Here is a 14876-nt window from a genome sequence, read left to right on the forward strand (position 1 = left end):
TTTTTGTGGATTTTATATGGCAAAAAAAACGTTTCTACATGATAAAGAAAAGCGGCAGCGGTGGATGGCCTTTGTGCAAAACTTCCATCCAGACATCGATCCGCAGACGATTCGTTTGATGGATGAGATGGGTTCTGTGTCGCGGTCGCTGCACCATTTGCGGGAGCAAAGCATCGAGGCGGCGGGGCTTTCTTTTGCCCAGTACGGGGTGCTGATGCACCTCTTTTTTGCGGAGCAGATGGGGGAGCATACGGAGCTCAATCCGTCCGAAATTAGCGAACGGCAGGGCGTAAGCCGCAACACGATGAGTTCCTTCATCCGCAATTTGGAGGATGAAGCGCTGATCGAGCGTCGGCTGGACCCCAAAGATCGCCGTCGTTTTAACATTAGCCTGACGGAAAACGGCCGTTCCCTAGTTGCCACCTACATGCACGACCACCTGGACACAATAGACCACTGCTTTAGCGGCCTCACGCCCGACGAGCGGGAGACGCTGTTGGCCTTGTTGCAAAAGCTGGGGACGCATGTGGAGGCCGTTCGTCAGTGAACGGTAATCGGTTATCCGTTATCGGTAATCGGTCACCGAAACGCGGAGAGCGAAAATTATGATTCGATTGAGAAAATATTTAAATCCGTACATGACTATGTTTGTAGCAGCAGTGATTCTGCTGTTTGTGCAGGCCAACGCAGATTTGGCACTGCCGGATTATCTTTCGCGGATTGTGAACACGGGCATTCAGCAGAGCGGTGTGGAAACGGCCGTTCCCGAAGCCATGCGCCAGGAAACGCTAAACAACATGGCTTTGTTTTTGGATGAGATGGATGAAACGGCCGTTCGCAACGCCTATACCCTCATCCAACCCAATACGCTCGCGGCAGAGCAGTACGAAGAAACGTACTCCCTCTTGCAAGACGAGGCAATTTATGTCCGTGATGACCTGGACGACGAGCAAATTGATGCGCTAACTGCCCCAATGTCCCAAGCATTGCTGGTTGTTTCCAGCTTGCAGCGAGCCATGGATGATCCAGAAGCGGCTGCCCAAATGGGCGGGGATGGCCCGTTTGATTTGTCGCAGTTGCCACCGGGAACAGATTTGTTTGCCCTTATCGGCAACCTGCCTGCCGCCCAGCGGAACCAAATTGCGGGAACCATCAACGAGCAGTTTGCCGCTTTGGGTGAGACGATGGTGGAGCAAACGGCCGTTGTCCAGGTAAAAGCCGAGTACGAAGCGTTAGGCACGGATGTGGCTGCTCTGCAAAACAGCTACATTTTGCGGATTGGTGCCCTCATGCTGGGCATCACCCTGCTTTCGGCCGTGGCCACCATTACCGTGGGTTACCTATCTGCCAAAATTGCGGCCGGCATTGGGCGCGACCTCCGCAGCGACATCTTCCGCAAAGTCGAGAGCTTCTCTAGCGCAGAATTCGACAAATTCCCCACCGCGTCCCTCATTACCCGCTCCACCAACGACATCACCCAACTACAAACGGTGACGATGTTTATGGTGCGGCTCGTTTTTTACGCGCCGATTATGGGCATTGGCGGCACAATCCGCGCTGTTGGCAAAGGTTCCTCCATGTGGTGGACCATTGCCGTGGCCGTGATTGTGCTGGTTGGCGTCATTGCCGTCATTGTTTCCATTGCCATGCCGCGCTTCCAACTGGTACAAAAGCTCATTGACCGCATCAACCTGGTCTCTCGTGAGAATCTCTCTGGCATGATGGTGATTCGCGCCTTCAATATGCAACGTTTTGAAGAAAAACGGTTTGACAAAGCCAATGTAGACCTCACAGAAAATACGCTGTTTATTGCTCGCATTACGGCCGTTATGATGCCCGTGATGATGTTTATTTTTAACGTTTTGTCTGTGGTGATTATTTGGGTAGGGGCGCAGCAAGTGGCCGATGCCAACATGCAGGTGGGCGACGTCATGGCCTTCTTACAGTATGCCATGCAAATTGTGTTTGCCTTCCTCATGCTCTCCATGCTGTTCATCATTTTGCCCCGCGCCCAGGTTTCCGCTGAGCGCATTGCCGATGTGCTGGAGACTGACCCCATCATTACCGACCCCGCCAACCCGGTGCGGCTAAATGGCTCCTTTACAGGCTCGGTGGAGTTTCGCAACGTTACTTTCCGTTACCCTGGCGCCGATGGGGATGTTCTGCACGATATTAGTTTTGTAGCCAGGCCGGGCGAAACAACGGCGTTTATTGGCTCGACTGGCTCTGGCAAATCGACCGTGGTGAACCTCATTCCCCGCTTTTACGACGTAACGGAAGGCCAAATTTTGCTGGATGGCGTAGACATCCGCGAGGTGACGCAATTCGATTTGCGCGAAAAGATTGGCTACGTGCCGCAGAAAGGGATTTTGTTCTCTGGCACCATCGAGAGCAACCTCCGGTATGCAGATGAGTTAGCGAGTGAGGAAGATTTGCAAACGGCCGTTAACATTGCCCAGGCCACCGAATTTGTAGACAGCAAACCAGAAGGGTTCCAAACCGAAATTGCTCAGGGCGGTACCAACGTCTCCGGGGGGCAGCGGCAGCGGCTTTCCATTGCCCGCGCCCTGGTAAAAAAGCCCCCCATCTACATCTTTGACGACTCCTTCTCGGCGCTGGACTTCAAGACAGACGCAGCCCTGCGCCGCGCTCTGCGCCAAAGCACGCAAAACAGCACCATTTTGGTGGTGACGCAGCGCGTTTCCACCGTGAAAAACGCAGAGCAAATCATCGTGCTGGATCAGGGTCGGGTTGTCGGCAAAGGCACCCACGACGAGCTAATGGAAACGTGTGAAACGTACCAGGAAATTGCTCTCTCGCAATTAAGCATGGAGGAACTGTCATCATGATGCACGGAAGACGCGGCGGGCCTGTAGCCGCCATGCACAAGGGCGATACCGCTCGGAACTTTAAGAAGACAATGGGCAAGCTGGCACAATATCTGGCTGCCTACAAAATGAGAATCATTATTGTGGTCATCTTCGCGGTGGCTTCCACCATCTTCAACATTGTGGGGCCCAGAGTGTTGGGCAACGCCACCACCGCCCTGTTTGATGGCGTTTTAGCTGAGATTGCAGGAACTGGCTCGATTGATTTTGACTATATCGGCCATATTCTGCTGATAATGCTCATCCTGTACATCTTTTCTGCCGTCTTTGCCTACCTCATGGGCTGGATCATGGCGGGTGTCTCCACCAACATCTCCTACCGTTTTCGACGGGAGATTTCAGAAAAAATAAACCGGATGCCCCTCAGTTACTTTGATCGTAACACCCAGGGAGAAGTGCTGTCCCGCATCACCAATGATGTGGACACGGTCAACCAGACCCTTAGCCAAAGCCTGACGCAAATTATCACCTCGACGATTACTGTGATTGGGGTGCTGGTGATGATGTTTTCCATTAGCTGGCTGATGACTTTGGTGTCTCTGATTGTGATTCCGCTGACGCTGGTGATGGTGAGCGTGATTGTCAGCCGCTCGCAGGTTTATTTTAAGGAGCAGCAAGATTACCTGGGGCACGTCAATGGCCATGTGGAAGAGATGTTTGGCGGACACCGAGTCATGAAAGCATTTAACGGTGAGGAGCGTAGCATCGAAACGTTTGAAGGCTACAACAGCACATTGTACGGTGTTGCCTGGAAATCCCAATTTTTGTCTGGCCTCATGATGCCCATTATGAGCTTTATTGGCAATTTGGGCTACGTGGCCGTGGTTGTGGTAGGCGGTTACCTGACGGTGCGCCAAACCATCACGGTGGGCGATATTCAGGCGTTTATTCAATATGTTCGGTCGTTCAATCAGCCGTTAATGCAGTTGGCCAATATCTCTAATGTGCTGCAGCAAACGGCCGCTGCTGCCGAGCGCGTCTTTGAATTTCTGGAAGAGTCGGAAGAAGTGCAAGAAACTGAGAACCCGGTAGAACTGGATGCTGTTGCCGGGCGTGTGGAATTCCGCGACGTGCGCTTTGGCTACAACCCAGAGGAGCCGGTGATTCACAATTTGTCTGCCGTGGCTCAGCCGGGGCAAAAGGTGGCTATCGTTGGCCCAACGGGGGCTGGCAAGACGACCATCGTGAAGCTGCTGATGCGTTTTTATGACGTTGACGATGGCGCGATTTTGGTAGATGGGCAGGACATTCGTGATTTCCGACGGCAGGATTTGCGGCAATGGTTTGGCATGGTGCTGCAAGACACTTGGCTGTACAACGATACAATTATGGAGAATATTCGATACGGCCGTCCCGAGGCCACCGATGCCGAAGTTGAAGCTGCTGCCCAAGCTGCCCACGTCGATCACTTTGTCCACACCCTGCCAGACGGGTATGAGATGGTGATCAACGAGGAAACGACCAATATTTCCCAAGGGCAAATGCAGCTGCTCACCATTGCCCGTGCTGTGCTGGCCGACCCCAGAATTCTGATTTTGGATGAAGCCACCAGCTCAGTGGACACGCGCACGGAGGTGCTTATCCAAAAGGCGATGGATCGGCTGATGATGAACCGCACTAGCTTTATCATTGCCCACCGGCTCTCCACCATTCGCAATGCAGACCTCATTTTGGTGATGCGCGACGGTGACATTGTGGAGCAGGGCACGCACGAAGCGTTGCTGGAGCGGGGCGAATTCTACGCAGAGTTATACAATAGCCAGTTTGAACGTCCCGAAGAAGCAGATGAGGAATTTGGTAAAACGGCCGCCCCGATGCCTGCGGATTAACGTGATGCCTACGGTAGGGGCACACCCCCGTGTGTGGGGTAGACACGGGGATCTACCCCTACAGATATTGATTGGTAATAATTGCCCACCAGTTAAATGGCTGGTGGGCTTTTTTGTGTCTGGCGAGCGAATGTTTACAATGGGGGCATGAAAAATTTCGCCAAATTTGGATGGTTGGTTCTTTTTTTGCTGCTGGCTGTACTGATTGGCGGATTGGTAGGGCAAACGACCGTTTCCGCCGGAACCGATCAGTCACTCTATTTACCCCTCGTCATTTACCAAACAGATGATCCAGTGGCGTTTGGCCCCGTTCACAGCGGCGAGGGAACCTACTACTTTGCCACCGGGGCAGGTAACTGCAGCTTTGAGCCTTCGCCAGAAAACTTAATGGTGGCTGCACTCAATACACCGTTAAATAAGAAGTATTAAGCTTTCTTGAATTTAGAATTTGCCTCATTAACAACCGAATAACGAGCATTTAGCTTTTTGCGGCAATCTTTGATGGAAAACTGCCAATTAATTTTGATGCGTTTTTGCGTTCGCTCAGTGATCAATGCCATCACTTCCGATTCTAGTTTCTCAATGGTCGGAATCCGACGATTAAGACAAAGACGCGTCAGTGCTGAAAACTCAATTTCAATCATGTTTAGCCAACTGGCCGATTTCGGCGTGAAATTGAATTCAAATCGTTGCGCTAAAGCAAACGCCTTGTCTGCAGGCAAGTTTTCGTAAAAAGCACTCTCATCATGTGTGTTCAGATTGTCCAAGACCAGACGAATCTTGATCGCATCTGGATAAGCGGCTGCTAAGGCTTGGCAAAACAGGGTGAACTCCTTTTTGGTACGCTGGCGATGCACTTGCGCCAAGCGGTTGCCAGTCAATGGTTCAATGGCAGCTAAGAGCGCACAGGAACCATTTTTTTCGTAGGCATAATGTTCTTTACGCACCTTGCCATTCTGCATAGCAATGGGTTGCATCACATCATCAATGAGAAAACAGGGTCGTTCATCAAAGCAGACAACCGGGTAAAGCGGATTGTAAGGCAAGGCATAAAGCCAAAGAATGCGCTCCATTTTGGCAATAAACCGACTGGTTATCTTGCCAATTACCCAATATCGTTTCAGGTGCGGTTTGAGTTCGTTTTTTTGAGAATGAGTCGCACTTCCCCATAGGAAATGGTCTCGACTAATTCCAACTCGATGGCTTTGTCAGCTAATAGCCGCAATGACCATTTCTCCTATCCTGCTGGCGGGTCAGAGCAAGCCAATGCTGTGATCTTGGCTCGTTGCAGTCCGTCAATGACGGTTGGGCGGCCTGGCCTTGGTTTGTCGGTTAAGACAGCCAACCCTGAATCCTGATATTTTTTGGCCCAGGTTGATACGGTTTGGATAACGACACCAACGATGGCTGCAACTTCTGTAAAGGTTCGACCTCGATCTAATTCGATGAGGGCGGTTGCTCGTTTAAAGGTTTTGGCGGGTAAACTGCCTTTCTTGATCAAGTTTTGCAAATAAGCTCGATCTGCTTCACTGAGGGTAACATGTTCTTTTTTCATCCTTCCAGCTTATCGAACTATTTGCTCATCAACAAGATTTTTAGTTCTTTTATTTAACGATGTACTCAACAGCGTGGATTATGCCGATTCGGCGCTTTGCGGGGCGTACATTCAGGTAACGGGACCGCAGGGGAGCGTGATGGTGCGAATTGTGGATCAGTGCCCTGGCTGTGCTGAGGGGGATGTGGATTTGAGCCAGGAGGCGTTTGCGGAGATTGCGGAGTTGTCAGCGGGGCGGGTGGACATCACCTGGCAGCTAGTCAGTCCCGTTCTAGATGGCCCAATTGTGTACCACTTTAAGGATGGCAGCAATCAGTGGTGGACGGCCGTACAAATTCGCAATCATCGCAACCCCATCGCCAAAGTGGAATATTGGAATGGCAGTAGCTATGTAGACGTACTGCGACTTTCTTACAATTACTTTGTGGAAGCGGGCGGCATGGGGCCAGGCCCATACAATTTCCGCGTCACGGACACGCTGGGCAATGTGTTAGAGGACGTCAACATTCCCCACGTTGAAGATGGCGATGTGAATGGCAGCGGGCAATTCCCTGTGCCTCAGGGACGAATCGATAGGTAGGGGTAGACCCCCGTGTCTACCCCTGAAGCAGGGCACACACGGGGGTGTGCCCCTACATGATTTTATTTGCCAAAATATCCTCGATGCGTCGTTTGATGTGGCCGCGCACGTTTTTGATGTGGCCGAGTTCGCCCCGTGCGGCCACAGCTTCGATGGGCTCTTTCAGGTTTTGGATGTTTTGCGCCGCCCAAAACAGCTTCTCCCAGCTTTGTCCCAACATTTGCCGCTCATATGAGACATTCAGCATTCGTTCGGCAATTTTGTAGTTGGTTTTGCGCCAGTCGTTGGGGATGTAGCGCTTGATGCGATGGGGCAAGTCGTGCTTTTGGCTGAGTGCCAGCAGCTTTTCGTGCTGGTTGATGATGTAATCGCCCGTTGGTACGTAACGGCCGTCATAACTTTCGGCGTTTGGGGTAAATTGGTAAAGCTCGGCATACTGTTGGTAGACATCTGGTTTCGCTTCGCGCAGGTGGCGCAAAAACCAGTCAGCCTGCCGGTTGCGCAGGGTCATCGCTCCGCCAAACATCAGGTAGTCGGTGTTGGTTTCTTTTACGGCCGTAAACAAATCTGCCACCTCTTTTGGATCATCACCCAAAAATGGCACTAGCGGAATCAATAACGCACCAGTTTGCACATGGGGCGCATTGGCCTTGATCTGGCGCAGCACATCCAGCCGCTTGGCGGGGGCAGGGGCAAATTTGTCTAAAAATATAGATTTATCCGGGTCGATGGTGGTGATGGTGACGGAGACGGTGCACCAGGTTTGTTGGGCAATCTCTTCCAGCAAGGGCAAATCGCGCAGCACCAGGGTCGATTTGGTGAAGATGTGAACGGGGTATTGGTGTCTGGCCAGCACTTGCAAAATAGAGCGTGTGTTTTCATACTTCTTTTCGGCGGGCTGGTAGCTGTCGGTGACGCCACCCATGCCCACTACATCGGGCAAAAAGGTGCGGGCGCGGGTAAGCCGTTGATCCAGCACCTCGCCGACGTTGGTTTTAATCACAATCTCGTTCTCGAAATCTTCCGGCATGTGGTAATGGTCGCTGCGGGCGTCGCAGTAGATGCAGCCAAATTGGCAGCCATTGTAGGGGTTGATGGAGTAGCGCGTCCAAAACCAGTGGTCGATGATTTTGTTCTTGTTGATGATCGATTTGTACTGCTTTTCAATAAACCTGGGCATACTCAGGAGTGTAACGCAAAGTCTAGCAGTTGGGAAAGTGGGCAGGTGGCCAGGCCAATAACGTGATCGCCACCGCCATAATAAACGTAAACCGTGCCATTTACTACCGGATTGGCGCAGGAAAAGACGACGTTGGGTACATCGCCGCGAATTTCCCATAGTTCTTGTGGCTCAAATACGGCCGTTTTTGGCCGGGCAATCATCTGTGTTGGATCATCTAAATCAGCCAGGCAGATGCCAAATTTATAGATATGATCGTCGTTGTAGCCGTGGTTGAGCAGCAGCCAGCCGTGTTCCGTTTCGATGGGGACGCCGTTGCTGCCCACGCTTTTGCTGTCCCATGCCGTTGGGTCATCCTGGCGCGGCTCGTACATCTTTTGCATGTCGGCTTCCGCCCAGGTGCGTAAATCATCGGAGTAGGCAATCCAGACGTTTGGCCAGCGGCGGTGCAGGGCAGCGTAACGGCCGTTAATCTTCCGCGGAAACAGCACATGATCTTTGTTGTCCTCCCCCACCACAATTGACCCGATCCGCTCCCAGGTGATTAAATTGTCGCTAACGGCAATCATCGGCAAAATGCCGCCGCCGTCGTGGGTGGGTTCGCCTTCACCAAGAAAGTCGCGGCCGTATGCAGTGTAGGTCATGTAGAAACGGCCGTCCAACTCAACAACCCTGGGGTCTTCCACTCCGCGTGAATCGGTGCCATCCATTGGCTCCAGCACCGGCTGCCGCAGCCGGTGCCACTGGATACCGTCTTTGCTCACGGCGTAGCCGATGCGGCTTACCCAATCCAGCCCCTGCGCCCGGTACCACATATGCCACAGGCCGTTGTGAAAAATTACTGCCGGATTAAAGACATTGGTGCTTTCCCAGGGCGAACTGGGGTCTGGCAGCAGAATGGGGTTGGCTGGATGTCGTTGCAGCTTCATGCAGATTTTTTCTTTTGCAGCGTCAAAGAATCTTGAACGGTCGTCAGCCCCAGCAGCATAATCCAGCCAATCAAACCAATGGTGAGCGGGAACACAATCTGCAAACTGGCACCGACAACAGTAATCGAGAGGAGTGTGACGAGAACGGCCGTTCCCGGCTGTTTCAGCAGGAAACGGGCGGCGTTGCTGTAGGTAAGGTAGACGCCTTTCTCCTCCTGGTTGAGCCAAAACGGCCAGTAAAACAGGTTTAGCAGCAGCCAGAAAAAGGTGAGCATTCCCCAAAAGGCGCGCAGGGCAATCCAGCCCAGCCCGTCGAAAGATTGGTAGGCGATGAAGTTTACGGCCGTTACCCCCGCAAACAGCAGATTGGGCAGTGCCCACTTCCAGGCCGGGAAGAACAGTTGGCGCACCAGCGGCAACAAATCCTGCAAATCCCACGGATCGCCATCCACCATTTTTTTACAGACGGCAAAGAAAACGGCCGTGGCGGGCGGTGCCGTTACCAACGGCAGCAAAAGCAGCACCCAGACCAGATTCAGGAACAAAATCCCAATCCACTCTCGCCACCACAACTTTAACGCCCGCCAAACAACCATGTCTAAAACCATCTGTTAGCCACAGAGAGTACCGAGATTTTAGAGGATTTTTCTCTTTTTCTTCTGTGAACTCTGTGGCAAAACAATTTTTATCCTTTTACGCCAGCGTAGCTCACGCCTTCAATATAGTAGCGGCTAAAGGCGGCAAACAGAATGAGTACCGGGACAGCATTCACCATTGCTCCTACCAGAACCAGGTTCCAATCTTGCTTAAACTGTTGCTGGAAAGTCTGCAAGCCCACATTTAGCACCCACATATCGTTAGTGCGCATATAAAGCAGCGGCCCCAGGTAATCATTCCACATCCCTTGGAAATTTAGAATGAACACCGTGAGCAGCGCAGGACGCGCCAGCGGCAAAATCAGGTCACGGTACATCTGGAAATAAGATGCCCCATCAATTTTGGCCGCTTCCTCCAAATCCTTGGGCACTGCCTTCAAAAACTGTACCAGCATGAAGATAGAACCGGGCACGATCAAACCAGGGAAGACCAAGCTGTACCACGTATTGACCCAGCCCAAGCGAGAGATGAGCACATAAGATGGCACCAGCGTAATGGCTCCCGGAATGGTCATCGAGAGCAAAATAAAGCCAAAGATCGCATTCTTGCCAGGGAAGTTAAGCCGTGCCAGGGCATACGCCGCCATCGAACTGAAAAAGATTTGCAAACAGGCACGCACAACGGAAAGCAAAGCGGTGTTAAATAACCACCGAATGTAGGTACCTGCACCAGCCAATTCAGCCAGAAAGGCAAACAGATAGGTCACTACGGCCGCTATGCCCAGGCTTCCGACTAATGAAAGCACCACTCGCCGCCAATCTGGTGTAGACATGCCAATGACCCCCAGGGCAATGAGCGACAGAACGGTAAATCCAATTGCGGCCGAAGGAGCTAAACCAACCGGAACGCGCGTTTCGGCCAATGCACCTTGTAGATAAAAGTAGATCGCGCCACCGCTTGCCAAAATCAAGATAACAGCAAGGGATGGGCCAATGCGCTGCCAAATGTTTTTTTCACCGGCAATGTTGCTGGCTAGCCCGGTGGCCAGGAACGTAAGCATAAAGGCAAACGATCCCATTGTAAGCCCGATTGAGGTGACACCCTCTTGGCGAACCGTGCCGCCTAAATCTGTGGCAAAGAGTGCTGGCCAATTTTCAACCAGCCACTCTTGCGGGAAGAAAGTAGGCGGAAAGGCGATAATCTCCACATTGGTTTTGAACGTGCCCAAAAAGGCCAAAATGAAGGGCAAGAATACCAGCAGGGCAACGGCCGTTAAAATAACATACCGTAAACCAGTGATAATATGCCCCGGCACAGGACTCTTTTTGGGACTGTTTTGCTGCACAGCCGAGCTGTTGTTAGGTGTTGCTGCAACCGTCATCACAAGCCTCCTTTAATATTGCTCCGTGCCGCCTTCAATGTAGCGTCTTTGCACAAACGTAAATGTCAAAATAATGATTGCTAGCACAATTGCCCGTGATGATGCGTACCCCATACGAGGCGGGCCGCTAATGCCCAACGCCTCAGTGTAAATGAAATAGACAGGCGTCAGCGTTGTGTCTAGGGGACCACCAGCCGTGAGGATGGCTACCTGATCAAAGATTTGCCAGGTGCCAATGGTGCCCAGCACCACGACCAGCAGAAGCACAGGTCGCAGCATCGGTACCGTCACGCGGAAAAATTGCTGTCGCTTGTTGGCACCATCAATGGAAGCGGCTTCATAAAGTGAAGCTGGAATATCCTGCAAAGCTGCCAGGAACATGATCATGAAGGTGGGAACTGTGGTGAAGATGTTTTGCGCCATGATCGCCATCCAGGTAATGCTGGGGCCACGCAAATACCATTGCGAGGATGGAATACTTACCCGCCCGGCGGTGATGCCTTCCACAATGAGCTGGAACAAGCCGCGCGGATCATTGAGCCAATTGATTGCTTCCCACTCTGCGCCAAACAGTTCCCAAATCTTGCTGATGCCGTAATTCAAATAGCCCGTTTTGAGATACAGCCACCAGAAGATGAAGCTGATGACGACGGCCGAAGTGACGCTAGGTGCATAAAACAGGGTGCGATAAAACTGTTTGGCTCGGATAGGTGCATTCAAAACCACTGCCAACAGCAGCGCCAGCACCGTTTGCACCGTTACCACAATGATGACGTAGTACAGTACATTCACCAGCGAACGGCCGAATTTTGCGTCACCGAGCAATGTCTTAAAATGATCAAAATTGTTCCATTCCGGCGTTGTGAAAAGGTTGTAATTTGTCAAACTGATGTAAAAGGCAAACGCAACTACACCAATTGTGAACACCAGAGTCACAATCAGATACGGTGCCAAAAACATATAAGCGGCAATCGTTTCATTTCTTGCCGCCCTATTGCGCCAAAAACCAAGACGCTGACTATTTGCCGTCATCCCCAATCTCCTTTCCCTAAGCAAAACTATCACGGCAAAGAAAGGTGACAGTCACTTGCCTATGGAGGTCACAAACAGTCCCATTTAAGTGACTGTCACCTCTCTAACATTGCAAATAAAAAACCTTCTTGTATAGTGTGGAAGGCTGGTCGCATCATCTTTGCGGGAGGGTGCGACCAGCACTTGTGTAAGAGTAGCTCCTGTATTGGCCCGGCGGCTGCCAAACCAATACATGGGGCTGCTCTCATCCTAGGAGGACACCGTTACTGTACTTCGTCCAGGAAACCCTGGATTTCCTCATTCGCCTGTTCAAATGCTTCATCAACCGTTTGGTCACCTAAATAGACGCGCTCCAAAGCCTGGGCAATGGCATCATTCACCTTGCCCGTGTTTGGCCCCCAGTAAGCTACGCGAGTCAGTTCAAAGGTGCCAGCACGAGCGATGGCGGCATCATTTTCATCAACCACATCATCTAGCTGCTCTGGATGGGTGGAGTAAGCAAAGCCAGTTTGCACAATTTCACCCTGGTTTTCTACACCCGTTACGTAGATGGTGAAGGCGGCAGATGCTTGTGGATATTGCGTAGCTGCATTGACGCCAATGCCATTGGTAAAGATAATGCCAGCTTTACCGGCCGGGCCAGTGGGCAGTTCTTGGGCTACCCAGTTCACATCGGGGAACTCATTGCGCATGTAGTTGACCATCCAGCCACCTTCATACGTCATGGCAGCCAGTTCCTTACCAATAGCTTCGCCACACCAGCCTGCGCCCACATCTGCGGCCGTTACCAGGCTGCCGTCAGCATACATATCGGTCACGAACGTGGCAGCTTCTTTCACGGCATCGCTGTTGGCTTGGGCAGAAGCGTAATCATCGCTGGCGTAAGCACCACCGTTGCCAAACGCCCACGGAGCAAAGCGTGCCCAATCTGCATTTTGGCAAAAGCCAGCGTACTCGCCCGTAGCGGCAATGGCTTCGGCGGCGGCTTTCAGGTCATCCCACGTCCAGTCGGCAGTGGGTTCATCAATGCCCGCAGCGGCAAACGCTTCTGGTAGGTAAACGAGACCGAGCGTGCCCCAATCTTTGGGCAGCGCGTAGGTGCTGCCGTCCAGCGTAAAGATAGAGAGCAGGGCGGGAATAAACGAGCCGCGTCCGGTACCTGCTGCGGCCATCGCATCATCTAGTGCCAGCAGTTGGCCGGTGGGGCCGAAGGCAGTCATGAGCTGGTCATCTACGTAGAAGACGTCTGGCGCGGTGCCGCCAGCCATGGAGGCTTTCAGGCTGGTTTGGAAGTCGGCGGGGATGGGTTGGTAATCAACAGTCACAGCCGGGCAAACCTCAGCGAAGCGGTCGATGGAGTCACGGTAAATCGTCTGTTCAGCTTCATCACCCCAACCGGAGAAGATGATGGTTGCGCCATCCTCAACTTCCATGAAGCAGCCTGCGCTTTCTTCTACTTCGATGGCTCCGCCTGCAGCATCTGCACCTTCGCCAGTGAGTACGGCCGTTGCTTCTTCATTGGCCTGGGCAAACGCTTCTTCTACGGATTGATCGCCTAGATAGACACGTTCCAAAGCCTGAGAGACAGCGTCATTCACTTTACCGGTGTTCGGACCCCAGTAAGCGACGCGGGTCAGATCAAACGTTCCGGCGCGGGCAATGGCGGCGTCGTTTTCGTCTACAATGTCGTCAAGCTGGTCTGGGTGGGTGGAGTAGGCAAAGCCCGTTTCCACAATGGCACCCTGATTATCGCGGCCGGTTACATAGATAGCGAAGGCTGCCGAGGCGTTGGGGTATTGGGTAGCTGCATTGACGCCAATGCCGTTGGTGAAGATGATGCCTGCTTTGCCAGCGGAGCCGGCGGGCAGTTCTTGGGCTGTCCAGGTCACTTCGGGGAACTCGTTGCGCATGTAGTTGACCATCCAGCCACCTTCGTAGGTCATAGCGGCCAGCTCTTTACCGATGGCTTCACCACACCAGCCTGCGCCTACGTCTGCGGCCGTTACCAGGCTGCCGTCGGCGTACATGCCAGTGACAAATTCAGCCGCTTCAATAACCTCTGGCGTGTTGAGGGTGCCAGCAGTCAGATCGGCATTGGCGTAAGCACCACCGTTGCCAAATGCCCAGGGGGCAAAGCGTGCCCAATCTGCATTTTGGCAAAAGCCAGCGTAGTTGCCCGTGGCCTGAATGGCTTCGGCCGCGGCTTTGAGATCGTCCCAAGTCCAGTCGGCCGTTGGTTCGTCGACGCCCGCGTCAGCAAAGGCTTCTGGCAAGTAAACCAGACCGAGCGTGCCCCAATCTTTGGGCAGCGCGTAGGTGACGCCGTTTTGGGTGAAGATGGAGAGCAGGGCGGGGATGAAGTCGTCCCGGCTGGTGCCTGCGTCTGCCATAAAATCATCCAGCGGCAGCAGTTGGCCCGTAGGGCCAAAGGCAGTCATGAGCTGGTCATCGACGTAGAAAACGTCTGGAGCCGTGCCGCCAGCCATGGAGGCTTTCAGGCTGGTTTGGAAGTCGGCAGGGATGGGTTGGTAATCGACGGTGACGGCCGGGCAAACTTCGTTGAAGCGGGCGATGGAATCACGGTAGATTTCCTGCTCGGCTTCATCGCCCCAGCCGGAAAAAATAATGGATGCGCCTTCTTCCACATCCATGAAGCAGTCAGCACCCGCATCGGCGGTGCTGTCACCGCTGTCTGTGCTATCCGTGCTTGTGCTGGCGTCATTTTCGTTGGCTGTGTCGGTTTCTTCGCCACCACCACAGGCAACCGCCAATAAGGCTAAGAGCAGCAGCCAGCCAAATAATGTTAGGTGTCGTTTTGACATGGTTTTCTCCTCTCTTTGAGTGGATTTAGGGCCGTTTCGATGGAAACGGCCGTCAATAAAAAAGTTGCTTACTGATAAAAGAA

At 52.6% G+C, this 14876-nt stretch carries 13 protein-coding genes; 5 read left to right on the forward strand and 8 right to left on the reverse strand.

Annotated elements, in window-relative coordinates:
• Positions 1 to 16: 16 nt before the first annotated feature.
• The 4 genes from ACOQPU_RS04525 (at position 17) to ACOQPU_RS04540 (ending at position 5146) form a co-directional block, all read left to right on the forward strand.
• Entirely contained in the window at positions 17 to 547 is a 531-nt protein-coding gene (locus ACOQPU_RS04525) for a MarR family winged helix-turn-helix transcriptional regulator (RefSeq protein ID WP_420643937.1), read from the forward strand.
• A gap of 58 nt (positions 548 to 605) precedes the next feature.
• Positions 606 to 2849 carry an ABC transporter ATP-binding protein gene (locus ACOQPU_RS04530; protein ID WP_420643938.1) on the forward strand — a complete coding sequence of 748 codons (2244 nt, stop codon included), beginning with the start codon at positions 606 to 608 and terminating at the stop codon, positions 2847 to 2849.
• Positions 2846 to 4717 carry an ABC transporter ATP-binding protein gene (locus ACOQPU_RS04535; RefSeq protein WP_420643939.1) on the forward strand — a complete coding sequence of 624 codons (1872 nt, stop codon included), beginning with the start codon at positions 2846 to 2848 and terminating at the stop codon, positions 4715 to 4717. The genes ACOQPU_RS04530 and ACOQPU_RS04535 overlap by 4 nt, the downstream gene beginning before the upstream one ends.
• A 147-nt stretch (positions 4718 to 4864) precedes the next feature.
• On the forward strand, positions 4865 to 5146 hold the full coding sequence (locus ACOQPU_RS04540; protein ID WP_420643940.1) for a hypothetical protein: 282 nt from the start codon (positions 4865 to 4867) through the stop codon (positions 5144 to 5146).
• Here the strand turns inward: ACOQPU_RS04540 and ACOQPU_RS04545 are convergent.
• Together ACOQPU_RS04545 and ACOQPU_RS04550 are read right to left on the reverse strand one after the other, a co-directional pair.
• Positions 5143 to 5907, reverse strand: a complete 765-nt coding sequence (locus ACOQPU_RS04545; RefSeq protein ID WP_420645808.1) for an IS630 family transposase — start codon at positions 5905 to 5907, stop codon at positions 5143 to 5145. The genes ACOQPU_RS04540 and ACOQPU_RS04545 overlap by 4 nt on opposite strands.
• A gap of 47 nt (positions 5908 to 5954) precedes the next feature.
• The gene (locus ACOQPU_RS04550; protein ID WP_420640548.1) at positions 5955 to 6272 is read right to left on the reverse strand and encodes a helix-turn-helix domain-containing protein; all 318 of its coding nucleotides are present in this window, start codon (positions 6270 to 6272) and stop codon (positions 5955 to 5957) included.
• Positions 6273 to 6345: 73 nt separating this feature from the next.
• On the opposite strand from ACOQPU_RS04550, the gene ACOQPU_RS04555 reads away from it, so the two are divergent.
• Positions 6346 to 6852 carry an expansin EXLX1 family cellulose-binding protein gene (locus tag ACOQPU_RS04555; RefSeq protein WP_420643941.1) on the forward strand — a complete coding sequence of 169 codons (507 nt, stop codon included), beginning with the start codon at positions 6346 to 6348 and terminating at the stop codon, positions 6850 to 6852.
• Positions 6853 to 6904: 52 nt separating this feature from the next.
• Here ACOQPU_RS04555 and ACOQPU_RS04560 read toward each other — a convergent pair whose 3' ends face one another.
• The 6 genes from ACOQPU_RS04560 to ACOQPU_RS04585 all read right to left on the reverse strand — a co-directional run bounded on the left by ACOQPU_RS04560 (position 6905) and on the right by ACOQPU_RS04585 (position 14793).
• Positions 6905 to 8032: a radical SAM protein gene (locus ACOQPU_RS04560; RefSeq protein ID WP_420643942.1), complete on the reverse strand. Its 1128-nt coding sequence runs from the start codon at positions 8030 to 8032 to the stop codon at positions 6905 to 6907.
• A gap of 2 nt (positions 8033 to 8034) precedes the next feature.
• Entirely contained in the window at positions 8035 to 8961 is a 927-nt protein-coding gene (locus ACOQPU_RS04565) for a glycosidase (RefSeq protein ID WP_420643943.1), read from the reverse strand.
• A complete protein-coding gene (locus ACOQPU_RS04570) occupies positions 8958 to 9569 on the reverse strand; it encodes a DUF624 domain-containing protein (protein WP_420643944.1) in 612 nt (203 codons plus the stop codon). Before ACOQPU_RS04570 ends, ACOQPU_RS04565 begins: the two co-directional genes overlap by 4 nt.
• A 77-nt stretch (positions 9570 to 9646) precedes the next feature.
• Positions 9647 to 10939 carry a carbohydrate ABC transporter permease gene (locus tag ACOQPU_RS04575; RefSeq protein WP_420643945.1) on the reverse strand — a complete coding sequence of 431 codons (1293 nt, stop codon included), beginning with the start codon at positions 10937 to 10939 and terminating at the stop codon, positions 9647 to 9649.
• Between the two features lie 12 nt (positions 10940 to 10951).
• Complete coding sequence (locus tag ACOQPU_RS04580; protein WP_420643946.1) at positions 10952 to 11971, reverse strand: carbohydrate ABC transporter permease; 1020 nt, start codon at positions 11969 to 11971, stop codon at positions 10952 to 10954.
• Between the two features lie 263 nt (positions 11972 to 12234).
• Positions 12235 to 14793, reverse strand: coding sequence for an ABC transporter substrate-binding protein (locus ACOQPU_RS04585; protein ID WP_420643947.1), 2559 nt, complete (start codon positions 14791 to 14793; stop codon positions 12235 to 12237).
• Between the last annotated feature and the right edge of the window lie 83 nt (positions 14794 to 14876).

The organism is Candidatus Leptofilum sp. (assembly GCF_965223285.1).
Lineage (GTDB): Bacteria > Chloroflexota > Anaerolineae > Promineifilales > Promineifilaceae > Leptofilum.